Below are 21,378 nucleotides of genomic sequence, written 5' to 3' on the forward strand. Positions count from 1 at the left end.
CCAATTCCTTTCGATTTTATCTAAACGGATTTATTCTTGATCGACCTTTGCGGATTCTATGATCTTGGCTGACACGTTTGCAGGAGCTTCTGCATAACGGTCAATATCATATGTAAAGCTGCCGCGTCCCTGCGTAACTGCGCGGAGCTGAACTGTGTATGAAGACATTTCCGCTTTTGGAACCTCAGCCTCTACTATACTGTATCCCTTTCTTTTTTCATCGGGATTCATTCCGAGAACCTTGCCCCGGCGCTTGTTGATATCTCCGATTATATCGCCCATGAATGAGTCGGGAATAAATACCTTCAAGATTCCGATAGGCTCGAGAATTACGGGATTTGCTTTCTTGAGACCATCCTTATACGCAAGGCTTGCGGCAAGCTTGAATGAAAGCTCGTTGCTGTCGACGTCGTGATACGAGCCGTCATACAAATTAGCCTTAAGGTTTACAACGGGATATCCGGCAAGTACGCCCTTCTGCATTGCTTCGAGAAGACCTTTCTCGACTGCCGGGAAATATACTCTCGGTACAGCACCGCCGAAAACAGTTTCAGTAAATGTAAGTCCCGGTTCTTCTCCCGGGCCGAATTCGATTTTAACATGCCCGTATTGTCCATGTCCGCCGGATTGTTTCTTGTGTTTTCCTTCAGACTGTACTGTTTTCTTTATTGTTTCACGGTATGCGATCTTTTCGGGACCGAGATCCACCGATGTGCCAAATCGGTTTTTAAGCTTTGAAGTAAGTACATCAAGATGCATTTCGCCGAGACCGTAAATAAGCATTTGCTTTGTTTCCGCATTATTTGCATATCGTACGGTAAGATCCTCTTCAAGTAATTTTGTGATTCCGGAAGATATCTTATCTTCATCGCCCTTGTCCTTCGGTTCTATAGACATGCAGAGATACGGCACGGGAAACTCGATTTTTTTATAAACTGCTTTCCCGTTTATCGAAAGCGAATCGTTTGTATTGGTATTTACAAGCTTTGCGGTAACACCCAGGTCTCCGCACGCAAGCTCATCGACTTCAGTCTGCTTTTTGCCTTTAATTATATATATATGAGCAAATTTTTCAGGCTGTTCTGTGGTTGAATTTATGAGAATATCATCACGCTTGAGCGAACCCGACATGACCTTGAAATAGTTCATTTTGCCAACAAACGGATCTGCGACAGTTTTATATACAAAAATTGATGCGGGATCAGTTGGAGAAAGCTTTCCGGAGTCAATCGGATTTGGAAATGATTTTGCTATCGTCGTTAAAAGGTAATCAATTCCGGCAAGCGTCGAAGCAGAGCCGGAGAAAACCGGCACGATCGATTTAGAATTAATTCCGGAATTAAGAGCGGCAATTATTTCTTGGTGAGTAAATTCTTCTCCGCCAAAAAACTTCTCCATCATATTTTCGCTGGTTTCGGCGAGCGCCTCGAAAAGCATTGATTTATATTCTTCAATTACAGAAGAAGCTGCAGCCGGGATCGCTGTTTCGGAAGCCTTTCCCGCTTTATCGTATACATAAGCCTTTAAATTTATCAGATCAACATAGCACGAGGTTTTATTGTCTTCAATTATCGGCACAAAAACCGGACACAGGTTTGTTCCGAAGACGTTTTTAAGAGAAACGAGCAGCGACTCGAAATTAATATTTTCTTCATCGAGTCTGTTTATAAAAAACGATTTGGAAACTCCTGCCTCAGAAGCATAATTCCAACAAAGCTCGGCACCGACTTCAAGCCCGCTTTTTGCGTTGATTACTATCATGGCGTTTTCGCACACGGAAACAGCCTGCTTCACTTCGCCGGCGAAATCAAGAAAGCCGGGAGTGTCTATAAAATTGATTTTCTTGTCATCAATCATAACAGGCGCGATGGAAGCGGAAATCGAGTATTTACGTTTTATCTCCTCGGAATCATAATCGCAAACCGTATTGCCATCAGTCGTTTTTCCGAGTCTGTCTGTTCCCTTTGTATAGTAAAGCATAGCCTCTGCCAGCGAGGTTTTGCCGGAACCGCCGTGTCCCAACAAGCAGATATTTCTGATATCTCCGGATTTAATGGTTGCCATTGTTTCTCCGTTCCCGACGGCTAAAATATTTAGTTTTACCATCGGCCGCAATGCCGTCGAAAAGCGGCCTGTGCATAAAACGCACACCAACATATCTATTATAACCTATTGGTTCTTTTTGTTCAATATCGAATTAAAAAATATCAGAGTCATAAAGTGTAGAATTTTGAACGCCATATTTGTGCATTATGCACAAAGGTATTAGTGAATAAATACATATTCGCACTCCCAATCCGGGAAACAGACATTTGATCTCGTTATATAAAGCTTGTACTCCGGATTTATTTCCCATACCGTCTCCGGAATAATAAATATATCGTCTTTTTTATGATAACACGAAACCTCAAGAATCGGACAATGTTGTTTTATTATTGCAGAACAGCCTTTTATCGCTTCATATTCCGCGCCTTCCGCGTCGAATTTTATCAAATCAGGTATAAAATCAGGATAATTTTCTATTATTCCGTCGAGTGTTTCTGTTTTTACAGTTTTTTCTTTGCGTTTCTTCTGGACTCCTCTGTTATATATATTGTCTTTAACATAAGAGCCCATTCCCTCCCCGGTACAAAAGGTTGAAACACCATTTTTGTCTGAAGCCGCGGCATTTATGAGCAAGCTTTTTTTATGCGAAAGCAGAGGATTATTCTCGAATTCTTCATATAGCCTTTTATAGCTGTGAAGCTCCGGCTCGAATGCCAGTATAGAATGCAGGTCCGGAAAATCCTTGGCGGCTTTTATGGCCGTATCTCCGTTGTATGCCCCTATGTCGGCAAAAACGCCGATTCTTTTTATTTTATCTTTTATTTTAAATGAATAGTTATCCAGCTGATGTATATATCCGATTTTTCCTGACATCTTGTACGATATAAGCGATACAAAAAAATCCCTGGAATTTTCGTCGGCAAGAGCGTCAAACACTCTCTGAAGCCTCAGTTCATTGTTTTCAAAGTAGTTTTCATCAAAAACCTGTGAAGGGTCACCGTATATATTGACATCAGGGAAATACAGCTCATGGCGCGAAGCGATTGATTCTATATGCTCCATAACCTCATTTATTTTTGTCGCAAAGCACACGAGGACCGTAAAATCTCCATAGATCTGTTCCGCTTCAAAAAGTGTAAGCACCTTGTAACCGCAGAAGCTCTGTCCGCGGACAAAATCGTCGCTCGCAAAGATTCCCGCAAGCTTTATTCCTCTTTCAGAAAGGCATTTCAAAACCTTTTCAGCTCCGTCACCCATACCATACAGTAAAATACGCTTTACGCTATTTTCAAGCTTTACCCAAAGAGATTCTTTTTCATTTACGGCATATCTGATATTATTGTGTATCATCATTTATTGACTTTCATGTTAATTGGTATTATAATTTTCAGTGAAGTAAAAATTTGATTGGAAAGAGCGTCATTGATGGAGAATCTGATTAAATTCGTTTCGAACGAGCAGATGGATAACCTCATATCGCCTTGTGCGTTTCGCCCGTTAAAAGTTAATTATATTTATGACCCGGAAAAAGCCAATAAATACTGCATTCAGGATATAGAGCACACTTTAAATATGTTTGACCATTCCATCAAAGCGGATTTTATTCCGATCAGAGACTTGTTTTCGAATAATTCGCAGGATGAGCTTCAGTCTGTAATCGCAAATCTGACGAAAACATATAATGACATATATGCCGATTTCACCGGAACATCAGTCGGAGCTGTTTTGAACGCTTTCGGATATATCACAGCGAAAGGCATAAAATCGTTTTCTGTAGATATAATGAAAGACGAAGTCATTCAGCTTGCCGGTTTTTCATCCGGTGAAAAATTATCGTATGTGACGCCTCATTTCAACGTAAAGCAGATTATATCCGCTCACGGCGCGTCCGCAATGCGGTCGGGACGCCCGACTCCGTTATTTAAATATTTTCCTATACTCAAAAAGCTTTCCGTTATTATATTAGGCGATTTAGACGTGTGGAAGAAGCAAGGTAAATTCCTGCAAAAAGCTCAGGCTCATTACTCGGAGGGGCTTCATGTCGAATGCGATACCTCCCTCAATATAGGCAGCGAACGGGTGTATCTTGATGATCACTTTTTATATTCGCTATATGAAGCAGGAGCCCTGGATTATGCGAACATAAAAAACAAACGAGCTTCATTCAAATTTCATGATAACTTTATAAAAGACTGTCTCTGTGACATTGGCATATGGGCCGAGGTCATCACATATATTACCGCACTGCAAAGCGGCTTCTTTGATGACGTGCAAATGAGTGTAAAGATTGACTGGGACGGAGAACGCGAGGACATCAAATTCGGAAGCGCCTTTAACGAAATTGATAATATCTGTGTCAAGGGATATATTCCGCTCTTTATTTCATGTAAAACCTCAGAACCGTCCATAGAAGCAATTAACGAGCTGTATCTGTACGCAAATCATTTCGGAGGCGCCGGCGCGAAATGCGCGATCGTCACTTTAGGAGATATGAAATCAAAGCAGGTCTATTTTTCGGGGATTGACAAACGCGCCCACGACCTTGGTATTTCTCTTATTGACTACGCTGATATAAGAGACGGCTTTTTGGCAAAAAAGCTTCAGGAGGCAATAGGAAACCGTTTACTTTGATACTTTTATTTCACCTGATGTTAGATCTAAATATATATATTTAATTTTAGACATATCGGCGCATTCGCATCCCTTCGGCTGCGGCGCGCCGATATTTGCGTTCAACGGATCATAGGCACAGAAATGAGTCTTTCCTTCCGCGCCGATTACAGGCACGCCTTTCCCGCATTCGATAAAAGCAAAGCATTCCGAATTTAAAGTAAGCAGTTCTCCTTTTTCTTTGGCCCGCGAATATATTATTTTCTTTCCGGCAAGCGCGACTTCGCAAACGCTTGCGCTGCCATTTTCACTTTCGAGCATTTTGATTCCATCTTTTCCTCCGAAAATATCGATATTATCACCCACACGGTATTTTTCTAATTCAATATGGTTATTGTTGCAGTATTTACCAATATGCGCCAGGGATTCGATCTCCTCGATGCTTTCGGGATGCGGAACATAGACAGTTTTGATTTTGATTGTTTTAATTAATTCCAAAAATCTTTTGTATAGATTAACATTCAATTCGGATACAATATAAGCTTCCGCTTCGGTAATTCCCCGATCCGCCGCAAGCGCTTTAAGAGAACCGCGATCGGTATTGTATCCGGGAACGGTCAGCTCCGCCAGCACATATTTATTTCCGCTTTCTATTATCATAGTTTTCTCACTGCGTGTGTTTATTGCGTATATTTCCGATTTCGCCGGCATAAACTGACATGATACGGCATAAATCGACGAACATAGCAATACGATAACTATAGGCGCAGCGGCAAAAAACTTGGGCTTTACGGAAAAAGCGACGAATACTATTATTACCGCAACCGTCACCGCGGCAAGTATAAGCGAAATATATCTGCCGGTATAAATACTGATAAAATCAAACCCGCTTATCCATTTAACCGCTGATGAAAATATATTTATAAAAAAATCGGCGAGATCTCTCGGAATTGAAGCGACGGACATGATCACACCGGACGCAAACGGAAGCGCAAGCGCAATTAAGCTCATCGCGTAATATATGACAGCGCAATAAATTACGGGAGTAAAAATAACTATTAATAGCGTATTATACAACGGCGAAAAAGGAGCCGCATACGAAAACATCATAGACGAAACAGGCAGAGAAAACAACACTGCGGCAATGGAAACGGCAAAACCGGAAAGAATATAATAAAGCGTTTTCCTGGCGTTTCTTTTCAGAAACCTATCTTTCTTGTCATACGAAAATATTTTCTTTTTCTTCAGCCACTTACAGAAAGGAGACGCGCCTGTTATTATCCCCAGAGTAGACAAAAACGAAAGCTGAAATCCTATATCAAAAGCCGAATAAACATTAAATAAGCATATGATCGTTCCCGAAACCAAAAGCGTTCCGAGAGCATCGCTGTCCCTTCTCAGTATTATTGAAAGATAATAAATCGAAAGCATAAGTCCCGCCCTGAGTGCCGAAGAGGAACAGCCGCACATCATAATATAAAATACTGACGCGGCAATTCCGGCAGCGCAGTTTATTTTTCTGTGCACTCCCAGCATTTCAAGCAAAAGATACAATGCTCCGCAAAAAATTGAAATGTGAAGTCCGGAAACCGCAAAAAGATGAGATGTGCCTATTCTTTGGGCGTCAGCTTTTAATTCTCCATCAAGCTCGGATTTATCTCCGAAGATAACACATTTAATAAAGCCTCCGTATATAAAATCGTCGGCTTTTTCAGAAAGGTGCGTTCGGAGAGAATTTATCATTCCGGGAATTGAACGACTTCCGTCCTTGGCAATATCCATATATTCGAATTCACCGCATACGAGAACGCCCTTTGCTCTGAGAAAATAATATTCGTCATAACCAAACAAAGACGATGTCGGCTCATATAATGCCGCTTTAACTTTGATTTTATCTCCCGGATGAGGCACGCGAGGATACGAATCCGACGGCGAGTAGGTTGTCAGTTTGATTTTTATTGAGCTGGCGTCGCCGTTTATTCTGTCTGCTTTTATAATTATATAAGCGTTTGTATCATTTATTTCCGTATCATAAACAAAGCCTTCAATGACAGCCTCTTTGTCATATAGTTCTTCTGCTTTACGCACATACACATTTAGATAAACAGCCGCAAATATCGACGCGGCCGCGAATCCCGCGAGAATAAATATAAACAAAGACCGCCCATATCCCGGACGCGGCAGGATTCTGTCCGCAAAAACAATTACCGTAACCAGCACAGTGCAAACTGCCGTGCATATAATCATGATTACGGTATTGAATCCACAGTATAACACCGCTGTAAGCCACACTAAAAACGCGGCGCAGAATCCGTTCAGGGGACGGACGGCAATTTGCGACATATTTATCTCTTTATATTTATGGTTTTCTACAGTTCACCTTTACATATTCATCGGTTGAGCCGGCAATATCTGTGAGAAAAAGCTTTGCACCGTCAATTTTACAAGTATATTCTTCGCTTTTGCTGATTCCGAGAATTGTGTATGAAATGACAAGCGTTTCGTTCTCAAAGGCATATGTCGTTTCAACGGATTGCCCGAACACGGTCATTGATCCGGTATTGTCTTCTCTGAACATGAGATTTATATTCACGGCTGAATTAGCCGAAGTCCATTCGCCTGTAAGAGAAGGTTTTCCGCAACCGGCAAATAAAAGCGTAAGTGTGACACACAGCGCGGCAAGCAGAATCGAAATTGATTTTTTCATTTGTTGAACATCTTTCCGCCGAACCGTAACTTTTAAATGGTTTCGGCATGCCGAAATTGCATTATTTTAATTACAAAATCAAAATTGATGATTGAAAGATTTATCTTTAAACTTGTCTTTGTAATTTCATTTTTTTCTTCGCCTTCTGGATTTCCTGCGTCCGGAGATATAAAGCAGTGTGAATAAGAACGAAAGCATGATACACAGCGCGATAATCGGAAAATATGTTTTTAAAAATTCCAACTGTTCTTCGGATAACGGCATGTTACTATCCGTTTGCGGCGCGACTATAACAGGTTTCGCCGTGCCGGTTTCAGTAAACTCACCGGTTTCAGCTTGTTCTCCGGTTTCGGTAAGTCCGCCTGTCAACTCTTTTTCGCCCGTGTTTCCCGGAACGTTCGTTTCAGGAGGTATGTTCTCTGATTCTGAATACAAAGTGATGTTCTCGAAAAAGTCGTTTTTATTTATATCCAAGCCGACATTTGATCTGTAAAGTCCGAATAGACACGGGCTGTAGGTCTTGATCTGCGATGCTTTAGTAATCTTTGCGGAATTTGTACCCCTTATCCATTTTGTGAACCATGTCCATTGCTGAGACAGATGGTATGCATATGACGCCTGTGATACCTCAAATGGCGTTTTGCCTCCGAGCGAAGCGAGTGGTATATCATAATCAAGCTCAATTGGGTTTTCTGTATAAAGATGAAGATACACTTTCGGAGTTTTCCATATGCCATATTTCGCGGCGGAATCCGGATACGCTTCGGCGTCATTCTCGAGAGAAAGCGCTTTTAAAAGAGTTTCAGTATTTAATATATGAGCGCCATGACTATATTCACCTTTTATATCATGCCCGATTATAACCTGTGGTTTGAATCTTCTTATGTTTTCAAGCTGATACGTGATAAAATCCGATTCTTTAAATCCTTCGTCCGAATATACTGAATAAGCATCTTCCAGTGATTCGGAATAAAGGTCGGGAAAGCGTCCGATGACAGGATAATTTTTCAGTCCGGCCGCCCACAACCCGTCAAGCTGTTCATGTTGGCGCCCCGTAGAGGCATAATGATATGTAAAGTAAACCACCTGAACCGCAGCCTTACGTTCTGTGACATAATACGGAATCAAGCCTGCATAAAACAAATGCTCGTCATCAGCATGTGTCGACAACAGCATTATATCAGCCTTTTCAAGAGGCGGAAGCCATGTCTGCACCCATGAAGGCGGCATCCCTTCGGAAAACGCGTATATTTCAGCTATATATGATTCCTTTTCAGGAAGAGTTATTTCAAGGGTATAGATATTTCCCAATGCTCCGGCAACATTAATATATTCATGAAGAAATGCGAATTTACCGAATCCTGAGGTTTTCCCGTTTCCCGACAGAGACCATTCCGACGGAATCCTGTGCCATATTATGTATATTGATGAAATGCTCTCCGAAGATTCGAGAATAAGCTTCTTCCCTGACGAAAGCGAAAGATAGGTCGATGTGTCGCCATCAAAAATAAGGGCTTGATCCGATTCCGATATGCCTGATATATTGACTTTTTCGGTTATATTTTGCGCTTTTACCGCATCATCTTTGTCTGCGAGAGCGATGGACGGAAATAATATCAGACAATACAACGCCGCGCAGACGGCCATCGCGGCTTTTTCTAATATTCTCATTATTTAATCACTGTTTTCCGCGAAGTTGATATAGCCGTATCCGTCTTCCTCAAAAACATGAGCATATATTTTACCGTCTTGGGTATACAGCATATAATCCTCTTCGCCTATTTTTTCCTTTACAAGAGGGTTAAGCGACATATTTAAATTATCCCAATATAAAACAGAATCATATTGTGAAAGAATCTTGAAATTTTTATCCCAGCCGTGATAATATGAATACCCGTTTGTCGGCAGAGGTACGACCGGGTAAGAAAGCTCTCCGCCGTTTGTATAGACCATTGCGCCGTAAAAAGCCCATTCGCTGGAAAATACGCCGGTTACATGCTCGTGATACAAAAAGTTTTGTTCATCCAGCAGCGACGAATTTAGGTTTAATATACCTGTTTTCCCGCTGGCGGCGCCTGATTTTACGGCTTTTTCGGTTTCTCTGAGTACAATTTTGTCAAGCTCATATGTTTTCATATAATCGTATGTTTCAGACGCGGCAGCTATTAAAGACACAAGCGAAAAAGCCGCGCATACAGCCGCAAAAGTTCTTCGTTTATTGCGAATAAGCATTCTGAATAATAAGTCAATAAGGACAGCGGCTCCGACAATGCTCGCCGCCGTTGAACGAAGCGAAAACCAAGGGTTCGCGATAATAAGAAACGGCGTGACCGGTGCAAGCATCGCAAGAAATCCGTATACAGCGGCTGTGAAATTTACATGCGGCCTGCTTTCTTTGCCGGAGACAGAAGCTTTTCGGAATTTTCTTGAAATACGGCAAAAATAATATATTAATAATGACATAGCAACGCATATCAACAGATAAAGCCATCCGTTTTCAGTTACGATCAATTTTATTCCTCTGATAAATCCCGTAAACAAAGTACGAATACCGCCTTTTATAAATGCGGCTCCGATCTGACGGGAGATATCGGGAAAGAAGGTTTTAAAATAATATGAGCTGGTCGGAAGGCATAGCTCCATACGTGCGGATATCGCGCCGCCGCCGGCAAAAGCGCGGGTAAAAGCAAAATAAACAGCCGCGTTTACAACCGATATCAAACCGAGATACGACGTCTTTATCTTTTTTAGCAAGAATATTAACGCGGTCATCAGCCACAGAGCAAGAGAAAGGATAAAAATCTGTTCATAAAAGGAAATTGATATCAGCTGTAATACGCATGCGGCAACAGCTGTGGTTGTTCTTTTTGTTTTTATGAAAACAATAAAAAGATAAAGAGACAAAGAGGTATAAAACAGGCCGCTAACGATTCGTGAAGATGCCGAAAGCCAATATGTTGCCTCAAAATTAAGAGGCAGAAGCAAATAAAAGAATATGAAAAGCTTTCCTGTTCCGAATAACCTAGAGAACGAAGCGTAAAACAGCATGCCCGATAATCCGAATAGAATAGAGTTGAGCAATACGCCAATGATCATATGATCAAATAGCGGGGCATATATGAACAGGTCGGCAATGACAGCAAGCGGCCTTGAAGCGAAAAGCCCTTCCTGAATGATCAGCTTCCAGTAATCTGTGGCCGACGCATAATTATGATATTGAATATAATCATCGAGAGTAAAAGCATATTCAAATCCGCAGTATAAAAATCTGAGGAAAGAGATAAAAATACAAAGGACGCAAAGACATAAAAATTCATGCGATCTGATAAAAACCGATAATTTCAAAACAAAGGCGCTTTTATTGCGTTTTACTCGAATATTCTTTTGTTCATCCATCAATTATATTCCTCAAACTTCCTTTGGAACGGAAAGCTGTCTATTCCGGCACGCCGTGCCTGTTCATGCTGTTTTATACGCGGAATATTGTAAACCGTTCCGTCTTTTTCAAATCTCGCGCCTGTCTGTTTAAACTTAAAACATATGCCTGTATCTTTACAGGATTCTTTTAATGCCAATATCCATGAATAACGGCAAATACGAGCATCGTTCCCCGATTCCCCTCCGGCCGTAACACCGTAGAATTTATCAGAGATAAGTCCGTTAAGATCAATTCTCTCCAAAAGCGGTTCGCATATTATTTCTTTGTATTTGATAGGAAGTGAAGCAAAAAACGGAAGCCTTTCCTCCGCTCTTTTCTGATTTTCAACGGTACAGCATATGGTGACATTTTCGTATCCTTGTTTCCAATCGTCGGGAATGCATTCATAAAAACGCAAGATGCGTTTTGTTATGAATAAAAAATGCAGATCAGGGCGTGATCTGATCATTTGCCAAGCTTCTCCGCGCCATCCATCGGCTTTATCAAGGAAAAAATCAGAAGAAAAACAAGTGAATACAAGCGTCCCGGGCTGGATTTTATAGCAGCCGTTTTTATCCTTGGCTGCCGGTTTATAAAAATCCGCGGTTTTTGCACAAACCGTTGCATCGCGTCCGTACCTCGCATCGCCGCGGTACACATAGCAATTGACGCAGCCTTCGCTGTATTTATCACAGCCGTGCCAGAGATTCCACATCACCGACATCCGGTGATTATCCCTCCCCCTATAACGACATCTCCGTCGTAAAGCACGATCGACTGCCCAGGCACGGCGGCTCTGACCGGCTCGTCAAAATCGACACGCATCTCATCAGATCCTGTGATATATGCCGTGACAGGCGTTTCCTGTTGTCCGTATCTTATTTTTGCCGTACTTTTTATGACACAGTCAGTAACCTTTGTCGCGATAAAATTTAATTTATTTGCCAATACCGTCCTTGAATACAGCTTTTCTTCAGAGCCAAGCGTGACCGTGTTCGCGCGCATATCCTTTGCGGTAACGTATACACGTTTTCCGAATCCGGTACCAAAGCCCTTTCTCTGCCCGACGGTGAAATTGACAGCCCCCGGATGAGTGCCGATCTTGTTTCCATTTTCATCGATAAAACTTCCGCCTTTTTCGGTAAAGCCCGCGTATCGTTCAATAAATGACGCATATCCCTCTCCGGAAATAAAGCAGATATCCTGGCTGTCCTTTTTGTCAGCGTTTTCAAATCCATTTTGAAATGCGATTTCGCGTATTTCCGGCTTAGTATATTCTCCTAGAGGAAAGCGAACAGAGGAAAGGATGTCCTGGGTCAGAGAATATAAGACATAACTCTGATCCTTTTTCCGATCCGCCGAACGCAGAAGCAGATACCTTCCTGATCCAAAATCATATCTGATTCTCGCATAATGCCCTGTCGCAAGAACATCACAGCCGGAAGCGCGCATAAAGCGTGTCAAAGCTCCGAATTTTACGCGCGGATTACATATTACGCACGGATTCGGAGTTTTTCCATCGAGATAATCACATACAAACGGCTTTATAACTTCTTTTTCAAACTCATCCCTGACATCCAATACGCGAAAAGGTATGCCTATTCTCTCCGCGATCAAAGCGGCCGTATTTTCATCGGAAGCAAACTCAGAGTGAGGTTTATTATAAAGCCTGAGCATGACGCCTTCGACATCAAAGCCCTCGTTTTTAATTAAAAGAGCGGCGACGGCACTATCGACCCCGCCACTCATTGCTGCAACGTATTTCATAATATAATTAATTTAATCCGAATTTCTTTTGACACACTCGTCGGCGGCGACGACAATCGCGGCAAGCAGCGCCGTATCCTCGTCCTTTTTCGATGTCATGCAAATATTGATTCCTGCGTCAAACCATTTCTTTTCCACCTTGCCGAAAGGTTTTTTGTCTTTATACACAGCGTAATCGAAACCAGCGCAGTCACCGATAACGGTGAAATCCGCCGCGGGCGATTCAATTTTTATTTCATGGGCAAAAAATGAGAATTTTGAACTCACTGTACAAAATGGAGATCCACCGAACATAACCGTAAGCTTCGGTATTAAAGAAGGCTTTCCTTGAATAGCAATGACAGTTTCTCCTACCGCGTTCTTACCCTCAAAGCATATTCTTTTCTCTATATTTTCTTCAGTAAAAATGAAAACAGGCAAGCCGTTTCCATCGCAAAACACGATGTCTTCTTCCGGTACTATTCCGGAATTTTCTATATACAACGTCATCAAATTATTTCCGCGTCGTTGATTATAAGTCTGAATCTTAATCCGAGATAATGCGCGGATTTACGGCAAAGAGTCATACGGTTGAGAAATATTTCAAAATAATCAATAACGGGGCAGTTAGACGTATCAATGTTCAATTTCAGAGTAACAGTCATTTTCTCGGTATCAACCGAAAGATCGGAATGATAAACAGCATAATTTACCCGGTCGTGTATATCGAAATGCAACAGATCGTTTTTCGCTCTGACGCGGGAGCGGCGAACATCGCTTTTGTCCGCAATTATAAGAGCCGCGGCAATCGGACTGACTGTCGTTGCGGTGCTTTCATCATGATTTCCGATGGCAGAAACGACCTCAGCCGTTTCCTCGGGGCTCATGCCGAGCTTTTCCAGAATCCGGAATGCCATACAGGCACCTGTCTGTGCGTGACCGTCACGGTTGACTACGTTGCCAAGGTCATGCATATATCCGGCAATACGAGCAAGCTCGCATGTTCTTTCGTCATATCCGAGAGCTTTCAGTATTTCAGATGATTCCTCCGCGGCTTTTATGACATGGGGAAACGAGTGCTCGGTATATCCCATCGCGAGCATATTCCTGTCGGCGAATTTAATATATGTGTTTATTTCTTCGTTATTTCTGACTGTTTCGTAAGTTACCGTATTCTCTACCTCTCTTTAATTTCTGAAATCATTATAGCCGATACATAATTGTTTGTCAATATTTATAAATTACCGTTGAAATAAAGGATTAATGATGGTATCCTGATAAATGGCATACTATGATATTGAAAAGGCAGATCTTATAACAAAATTATATAACCTTACTGTAATAAAAGTTAATTCAAATGATATACCATACGAGTATAAAATTCGTATACAGGAACCTTTCATATAGCAGCTATTGTCAATGTATAAATATTTAATAAAAGGACAGTAAAAAAATGAAAATCGAACTACACGCGCACACCTCGGCGGTAAGCCGCTGCGCTCATTCAAAGCCTGATTTAATGGTAAAAACATGTAAAGAAAGCGGTTACGACGCGGTAGTCGTGACTGAGCATTACAGCAATAGCCATCTTTCTCAATGTGTCGGTATGAGCTTTGACGAAATGATTTCGGCATATATGCGGGGATATTACGAATCAAGAAATGAAGGTGAAAAAATCGGATTGAGGGTTTTCTTCGGTATTGAACTTTGCTGCGATCCGGGACCTAACGATTATCTGATATACGGAGCGGATGAGAAGTTCCTGCGCTCCGCGCCGGTTCTTCCCGAAATGCAGCTTACCGATATTATTAAAATTTTACCCGAAAGCGCTCTGGTTTATCAGGCTCATCCGTTCAGAGATAACATGAGAATAACGCCTCCCGAAAGGCTGTTCGGGATTGAAGTCTTCAATGGTAATCTCCGTCATAATTCACGCAATTCATTTGCGCGTTTATGGGCGGAAAAATACGGGCTTAATATGATATCCGGATCGGATTATCATGATTCCGGAGATCCGTTCTGCGGCGGAGCAGAGTTTTATGACAATATAAACAGCGAAGCGGAGCTCGTAACCGCTCTCAAAAGCGGAAAATACGAGCTGATCACCGACTCAAGAGCATAAAATAAACCAATATTTAACATTTAATTAAAATCTCGTATAATATATTGACATATAGTTTATGGTATGTTAAAATCGAGGTAACATAAATAACATTTTTGAAGTTGGATAAAAAACACGGCGATTATTGCCGTTATATCAGATACAGACTTTTCTGTTTATTAACTCGGCATTTAAATAACTACCGCTAAAAGAGAAAAAAGGCTCTAGCATATTGGCTTTTCTCTCTTATTTAATAAAGATTATTTAAATACAGTTTAATAATAATACAATTATATTATTTCCATACAACAACACAGCGGCGATATACGCTGCGATACCATACATTTAATAGATCAGATTCTGATGAATTGACACAGGCTTTCAGAAATTCATACCGTACCCATAATATATTTTACAGGAGATACAATATGAAAAAGCAAATGCTCTGTTTACTTATCGCCTGCGCCATGATTTTCATGATTTTCTGTTCCTGTGCCCAGCAGCCTTCGCAGACATTAACCGCAGGCACGAATGAGCTCACGGATATAGCCGCCTCCGACGATACAGCCGAGGCGGAGGTGACGCCGGATGTGCCAGATATCACCTTTGACGGTATGAAATTCCGTGTGCTTGTCTATCAGGGATTAGATCCGACGCTAGATTCCCGTGATTTTTATACTGATGATTCATCAGCCGGCGAAATGATATACGAAGCGGTAATGAACCGTGACGCATATATTGAAGAAAAATACAAGGTCGAGATTGAAGTGACCGGAGTGAAGGATGTCGTGGGCACGGCACGCAAAAGCATTTCTGCCGGCAGCGATGAATACGAAATGATCATGCCCTTTATTGATCAGGCGTTTTCGCTCGCGCAGGATAATCTGCTCATAGAGCTGCATAACGTCGATTATCTTGATCTATCAAAACCATGGTGGGATAAAGCTATTGAACGCGATCTCGCCATCAACGGAAAGCTTTATTTTACAACCGGAAGCATTTCAGTAATGGATGAAGAACTGAACATGGGTGTTGCTTTCAATAAAACGCTCGCGGCGAAAAACAACATAAATCCGTATCCTCTCGTTGAGGATAAAAAGTGGACATTCGACGCAATGTACACTCTTTCAAAAGGTATTACACACGACGACAATGGCGACGGCAAATACGACACGCACGATACATGGGGAATAGGTCATTCTCTTGACTGCGCATATGAGATGTTTTTCGGCGCCGGAGTTAAAATAGCCTCTATAAATGCGGAAGGAAAGCCTGAGCTTACCGTTAATTCTTCACGTGCTGTCGCAGTAATGGACAAGCTCTGTGAAATTTATCACGAGCCGAATGCCGTCGGAACCGTGGAACACTTCGGAGGCTGGGAAGCGCTGAACCAAATGATGGTCGACGGCAAAATTCTGTTTCGTCCGGCCAATATCTACAATCTGCGTCAGTATCTGCAGATGGTGGACGAATTCGGCATGCTGCCCATGCCGATGCTGGACGATGAGCAGGACAGCTATTATCACATAGTCCTCACCAACGGATGCGCCGGCGTCTGTATCCCGTCGACAAACTCCGATTTGGAAATGACAGGTATTCTGCTTGAAGAGCTCAGCTATTACGGAGGAAAAGTCGTCACGCCAAAATATTATGACAGCTATATTAAATATCGCGTGTCCACAGACGAGGACACAGGCAGAATGTTTGATATCATCTTTTCAACAAAGACATATGACATAGGAAAGGTTTTCGGATGGGGCAACATAATAAGCTCCGTTATTACCAAGACAATCGTTGCCGGGAGCGGCTTTGCGTCCAACTATGAAGCCGTACAGTCATCGGCGCAAAAGGCTCTCGATACCACATATGAACAAATGGTGTCAATTAAAGACTGAATAAAAGAAGCGCGGTCGCTTTTCGAGAAAAGCTCAGTAAAAGCTTCAATCCACTGTTTATTAAATAAATTATATTTTTAAGAGAGAAAAGCTCATATACCAGAGTCTTTTCTCTCTTTAAGCGTAATTATTTAAATGCCGAGTTTATAATGCGGTATAGCTATTATAACTTAACCTGAACAACTTCACCCGGCATATATTTATATTGCCGATTATTACCCGCGCAGGAAACACTGATCATATGCTCCTTTCCGGAGCGTTCGACAATAATATCAAAACTCTTTCCGAACAGTTTTACCGATTTAAGACTCATACGCTCCCACTCATCCGGCAATCTCGGCACACACGCGAAGCTGTCAAGCCCGGTGGGATTTATCCCGAATATGCCTTCGGTCACGACACGGCAATACAGAGCGCTCTCCGCCGACAGCTGACGTTCATCGGCTTCGGGATATGCCTCCACAGCATACGGAACATGTTCTTCCAGTAATCTGCGTCGTGAATAATACGTAAAATAATCAAGTGCCCTTTCTGTTTCACCTGCATTGAATACCCCGCGAAGACCGTACAAGGTGGATCTGTCCCAGAAGGTTTTATCTCCCGCCTGCGTGGCAAGCCCGTTTTCAGTCCACAGTCTCGGAGAAAACAGCGCGTCAATTGTTCCCTTCTTGCGGTTCATAATGCCCATTGTAAGCGGAAGGCAAATCCATGCCCTCAATATGTCGTTTCCGTCATAATACCTGTATGTATCAAAACCTTCCACATTCGCGCCGAAATATTTTTCAATTGATACGGCAAGCTCATCCGCACGCGTATTATATTCATCTGCCTCCTGGGTTTTCCCGATGGCGTATGCAAGATATGATGCCGAACGCAGCCCGCCGTAGGTAAGGCTCGATGTCGACAAATTTGCATTTCCGCTTGGAAAACGGCCTTCAAGCTCATCCGACTTAGAAGAGATAACTCCGTCATCTGTCATTTTTCTTTTACAGTATTCAAGGCACCATTCAATGGCGGGCCAAAGCTCTTCGGCTATAGCTTTGTCACCTGTTTCAAGCGCAAATCGTGACGCTCCGTATGCGTACATTGCCGCGTCACCGCGGTCTCCCGCGCCCTCCCATATATCGATTCCCTCGGCGATTATGGACGAAGGAATCGGCGTATAATCAGGACCCATAAAAGGTATGTACAGCCTGTAGCAATTTAATGAAGCTATATTTCCTTCTTTATAACCAAGGAACGGAAAAAACGGCCCGGCATATTCCGCCTGATCGTTTGCCCATACCGCGGCGTAATATGATCCGCCACCCGGACCGTGCATAAGTCCGCCTTTTGTTTCAAATATGCTCTCCGAAGCCCGGAGCTTTGCCATATTAAACGCATTAGCAAGCACCGGATCGGGGCATTCAAATATCAGTGATTGCGAAATATTTTTTACAAGAGAAAGCCTTTTATTCAATTCATCATCGGCGTCAAGGACCGGAACGCCGTTCATTATTTTTCTGCCGGAATATGTTATTCCGAAAGCTATTTCTTCACCGGGCTTTAATTCAGTTCTGAGCGGAGCATTATGGTTTACTTCCAGTATATATATTCCGTAAACCCCTCTGGCAGTTTTAACATCGTTAAGCGGCATTATATCAATGGAAGCTGATTTTTCAGAACTGTTTTTCAGAATAATGCGATCCATAACAGCCTGATGCCCTGTGGTCGGGAAAACAGTACGGATTATATCGATATTCTGCTTTGTATGGCTTTTGATGGTAAGTACACCGTTGAAAACAATGTGGTAAGGCTTTTCGTCTGATATGCTTTCACCGTTTATTATGATGTGCGATGCGGTATCCATGCCGTATTTCTGAATAAGGCTGGCATGCGTATTATTCGGTATCGTTCTGAGCATAGGATAGACAACACTGCGCGTCAAGGTCAAATTACCGTTGCCGTCAACTCCGTAATATACAATAGTTGAAACAAATTTACCGCTCATTTCGATATGGTCTTCGTGCGGTATATTTTTATCCTCAGATACATTCCAGCAAATACTTCCGTCATTGTTCAGTTTCCAACGTGTGCTTTCGTCGGTTTTCATGGGTGTTTTAATTAATATATCCATATTTACTCCTATAGTATTGATTCACGACTATGTAAACTAATCGTTATGTATCAATCATTTATTGTTAATAATTTAATATATGTGAATGATCATTAAATACATGAAGATAATACTTTTCGTCTTTTTCATTATACTTTATAATTGAGATTGAACAATTTTCAGGAGGAAGCCCCAAATAGAATCTTTTTTCCTGCGAAATATTCAGTAGCCCGCAAATTATCGAGCGAATTGTTCCGCCATGGCATACAATCGCTACTTTATTATATTTTTTTATCAGTGGTTGTATAATTATTTTACACCTTTGCCATACAGCTTCGCCGTTTTCTCCGTTTGGATATGCTATATCTTCATCATGTGAAATCCATTTTGAATAAGTATCCGGAAATAAATCCCATGATTTCAGATATAAATCTCCCATATCTATCTCCCGCAAGGCTTTATCACATATAACCTTACTACGACATAATTCGCTTAATATATTGGCTGTTTGTTGTGCTCTGGATAAATCACTGGTCAATATAACATCAAGCTGTAGCTTCTTGCATCTCTGCGAAAGTAACTTAGCTTGCTCAATTCCCTTTTCAGTTAACGGGGGATCCATAACTTGTCTTTCATAATTATAGTATTCAGGCAACGATCGAAAGCTTTCGCCATGTCTAATTAGATATAAATCCATATGCTATCCTTTAATTAATATTTTAACCTCATGTATATAAAATAAACTCTTATAGGATAAATAAAATCAATTAATAGAATTCAGCTATTTTAATTCGTAAACGTCTTTCGCACTTCCGACAGATCATGCCCTGTCGGATTCTGGAAAATACGAAGGTCAAATTCCGCGGCGACGGCAATGATATGGTCAAAAATGTCCGCCTGAATTCCTTCATACTCGGCCCATTCAGTCGTGTTTGTGAAAACATAAATCTCCAACGGAAGACCGTGTTCAGTCGGACTTAACTGACGCACCATACGGGTCATGCTCTTGTGTACCTTGGGGTTATGCGCAAGGTATGCGTCCACATATGCGCGGAATGTACCGATATTAGTCAGGTGTCTTCCGTCAACTCTGCTGGAATCAATCGCAAGTTGCTTGTTATACGCATCTATTTCCTTCGTTTTTTTGGCAAGATAATCTTCTATAAGCCTGAATTTACTATAACGCGCAAGCATTTCATCATCACAAAACTTAATGCTCGTCATATCAATATAAAGCGCTCTTTCGATCCTCCTGCCTCCGGCCTCCTGCATTGATCTCCAGTTTTTAAAAGATTCGGACACCAAAGAATATGTCGGAATTGTGGTTATTGTCTTATCCCAGTTTTGGACTTTTACAGTATGTAAAGTGACATCTATTACCGAACCGTCTGCGCTGCGGCTTGGCATTTCGATCCAGTCTCCTATGCGCACCATATCATTTTCGGTCAGCTGAATGCTTGCCACAAAGCCGAGAATGGAATTCTGGAAAATCAACAGAATCACAGCCGTGGCGGCTCCGATACCACCGAGCAAAAGCGTCGGCGACTGATCCATCAGAACGCTTATGATAACAACGGCGCCGATAATATATGCCAGGATTTTGACTATCTGTAAATATCCCTTTATAGGACGGGATTTTGATATCTCGTAATTCCTGTAAATATCGTCAACAGCGTCAAGAAGCTTATCAAGTGACAGAATAATGCCGAAAACGATCATGGACAAAGCAATCCGGCGTATCCAGACCTCACATGACGGGAAGGTTGACGCAAATATATTGACAACAATAGCGGGAATGATGAGAATCAATCGGTCAAATACCTTACGACGAAACAGTATATCATCCCATTTTGCTTTGCTTTTTGATACAACGGCTTTCATTATTCGCAATAACAGCTTTTTTGCTATATAGTAAGACAGAAAGCTGACAAGAACAGTAATAATGACAGCTGCTGTCGCAGACATAAATCCGGAAACAACTTCGCTTATTCCCTGTTCTATGAAATATGCCTTGATCCAATCAATCATTTTCGACTCCTTTATGTTTAGCCCGCGATTATAGGATATCTTGAAAATTATATCAGATATTATTATAGCTATATTCATCTCTTAAAACAAGATGGAATTAATATTTTTAGAGAATTTATAATATATGCAGGCAGAGACAGAATCTCGGATATGCATACAATCCTATGGGAACGGCCGCAAGCAATATGAAATATGATAAGAAGTTGCTTGGCAGTTGATTATAAATGTCCTTCCGCATGGCAGCAAAAACCGTCTTAGATAAATTTATACACAATGTGTATGGCTTAACATCAGACATATGGTTAACAATAACACATATTAATATTGTATAATTTATGTGGCAAGGCGCTATTAAAAATATAAGCTTTTTAATAAATAATTTATATTGACATAATATGCTTTATATGATATATTTATAATATATTCCTTTAATATAACAATCGAGGTAAATTTATGAAATTCCTAAAATCAGTTTTATGTAGCATTCTAATAATTTCAATATTATTGCCTGTTATTACAATTTTCTCAGTTGCTGAAGCTAACGACAATAATAATTTTGAAGGAGCAAGTGATTGGGCGCTTGAAGAACTAAACGAAGCCGAAAGCCTGGGGCTTGTTACTTCAAAAGTAAAAAAGAATACATCTTTACCGATAACAAGAGAAGAATTCTGCGAACTTGCAGTCCTTTTCTACGAAAAATACACAGGAAAACCCGCCGAGCTTCCTCAAAGC

At 41.5% G+C, this 21,378-nt stretch carries 17 protein-coding genes; 4 read left to right on the forward strand and 13 right to left on the reverse strand.

The features are described 5' to 3' along the window. Positions 1-30: 30 nt before the first annotated feature. A complete protein-coding gene (locus VB118_11290; protein ID MEA4833184.1) occupies positions 31-2,064 on the reverse strand; it encodes an elongation factor G in 2,034 nt (677 codons plus the stop codon). A gap of 201 nt (positions 2,065-2,265) precedes the next feature. Further along, positions 2,266-3,399: an FkbM family methyltransferase gene (locus VB118_11295; GenBank protein ID MEA4833185.1), complete on the reverse strand. Its 1,134-nt coding sequence runs from the start codon at positions 3,397-3,399 to the stop codon at positions 2,266-2,268. A 72-nt stretch (positions 3,400-3,471) separates the two neighbouring features. On the opposite strand from VB118_11295, the gene VB118_11300 reads away from it, so the two are divergent. Beyond that, the gene (locus tag VB118_11300) at positions 3,472-4,677 is read left to right on the forward strand and encodes a hypothetical protein (protein MEA4833186.1); all 1,206 of its coding nucleotides are present in this window, start codon (positions 3,472-3,474) and stop codon (positions 4,675-4,677) included. Here the strand turns inward: VB118_11300 and VB118_11305 are convergent. The 8 genes from VB118_11305 to VB118_11340 all read right to left on the reverse strand — a co-directional run bounded on the left by VB118_11305 (position 4,669) and on the right by VB118_11340 (position 13,621). After that, positions 4,669-6,999, reverse strand: a complete 2,331-nt coding sequence (locus VB118_11305) for a ComEC/Rec2 family competence protein (protein ID MEA4833187.1) — start codon at positions 6,997-6,999, stop codon at positions 4,669-4,671. The genes VB118_11300 and VB118_11305 overlap by 9 nt on opposite strands. Before the next feature lie 16 nt (positions 7,000-7,015). After that, a complete protein-coding gene (locus VB118_11310; protein MEA4833188.1) occupies positions 7,016-7,363 on the reverse strand; it encodes a DUF5640 domain-containing protein in 348 nt (115 codons plus the stop codon). 126 nt (positions 7,364-7,489) lie between these two features. Beyond that, positions 7,490-9,034 carry a hypothetical protein gene (locus VB118_11315; protein MEA4833189.1) on the reverse strand — a complete coding sequence of 515 codons (1,545 nt, stop codon included), beginning with the start codon at positions 9,032-9,034 and terminating at the stop codon, positions 7,490-7,492. A gap of 3 nt (positions 9,035-9,037) precedes the next feature. Continuing rightward, the gene (locus VB118_11320; GenBank protein MEA4833190.1) at positions 9,038-10,759 is read right to left on the reverse strand and encodes a hypothetical protein; all 1,722 of its coding nucleotides are present in this window, start codon (positions 10,757-10,759) and stop codon (positions 9,038-9,040) included. Continuing rightward, on the reverse strand, positions 10,759-11,505 hold the full coding sequence (locus VB118_11325; GenBank protein MEA4833191.1) for a DUF5131 family protein: 747 nt from the start codon (positions 11,503-11,505) through the stop codon (positions 10,759-10,761). Before VB118_11325 ends, VB118_11320 begins: the two co-directional genes overlap by 1 nt. Further along, the gene (gene mnmA, locus VB118_11330) at positions 11,496-12,548 is read right to left on the reverse strand and encodes a tRNA 2-thiouridine(34) synthase MnmA (protein MEA4833192.1); all 1,053 of its coding nucleotides are present in this window, start codon (positions 12,546-12,548) and stop codon (positions 11,496-11,498) included. Before mnmA ends, VB118_11325 begins: the two co-directional genes overlap by 10 nt. A gap of 12 nt (positions 12,549-12,560) precedes the next feature. Next, positions 12,561-13,037: a hypothetical protein gene (locus VB118_11335; GenBank protein ID MEA4833193.1), complete on the reverse strand. Its 477-nt coding sequence runs from the start codon at positions 13,035-13,037 to the stop codon at positions 12,561-12,563. Continuing rightward, complete coding sequence (locus tag VB118_11340; protein ID MEA4833194.1) at positions 13,037-13,621, reverse strand: HD domain-containing protein; 585 nt, start codon at positions 13,619-13,621, stop codon at positions 13,037-13,039. Before VB118_11340 ends, VB118_11335 begins: the two co-directional genes overlap by 1 nt. Positions 13,622-13,980: 359 nt before the next feature. On the opposite strand from VB118_11340, the gene VB118_11345 reads away from it, so the two are divergent. Both VB118_11345 and VB118_11350 read left to right on the forward strand, forming a co-directional pair. Beyond that, positions 13,981-14,649 (forward strand): PHP domain-containing protein, encoded by a 669-nt coding sequence (locus VB118_11345; protein MEA4833195.1) that lies wholly within the window; start codon positions 13,981-13,983, stop codon positions 14,647-14,649. Positions 14,650-15,056: 407 nt separating this feature from the next. Continuing rightward, entirely contained in the window at positions 15,057-16,523 is a 1,467-nt protein-coding gene (locus VB118_11350) for a hypothetical protein (GenBank protein MEA4833196.1), read from the forward strand. A 163-nt stretch (positions 16,524-16,686) separates the two neighbouring features. Here the strand turns inward: VB118_11350 and VB118_11355 are convergent, their stop codons facing one another. From VB118_11355 to VB118_11365, 3 genes are all read right to left on the reverse strand, one after another. Continuing rightward, positions 16,687-18,639, reverse strand: a complete 1,953-nt coding sequence (locus VB118_11355) for a hypothetical protein (protein MEA4833197.1) — start codon at positions 18,637-18,639, stop codon at positions 16,687-16,689. 64 nt (positions 18,640-18,703) lie between these two features. Beyond that, positions 18,704-19,315: a histidine phosphatase family protein gene (locus VB118_11360; GenBank protein MEA4833198.1), complete on the reverse strand. Its 612-nt coding sequence runs from the start codon at positions 19,313-19,315 to the stop codon at positions 18,704-18,706. A gap of 89 nt (positions 19,316-19,404) precedes the next feature. Then, the gene (locus VB118_11365; GenBank protein ID MEA4833199.1) at positions 19,405-20,646 is read right to left on the reverse strand and encodes a mechanosensitive ion channel; all 1,242 of its coding nucleotides are present in this window, start codon (positions 20,644-20,646) and stop codon (positions 19,405-19,407) included. Between the two features lie 453 nt (positions 20,647-21,099). Between VB118_11365 and VB118_11370 the strand changes: the two genes are divergently transcribed. Then, positions 21,100-21,378, forward strand: a 279-nt coding sequence (locus tag VB118_11370; GenBank protein ID MEA4833200.1) for a hypothetical protein, incomplete at its 3' end; no start/stop codon positions are given.

The sequence above is a fragment of the Oscillospiraceae bacterium genome, assembly GCA_034925865.1.
In the GTDB taxonomy this organism is placed as follows: Bacteria; Bacillota; Clostridia; order Oscillospirales; family SIG627; genus SIG704.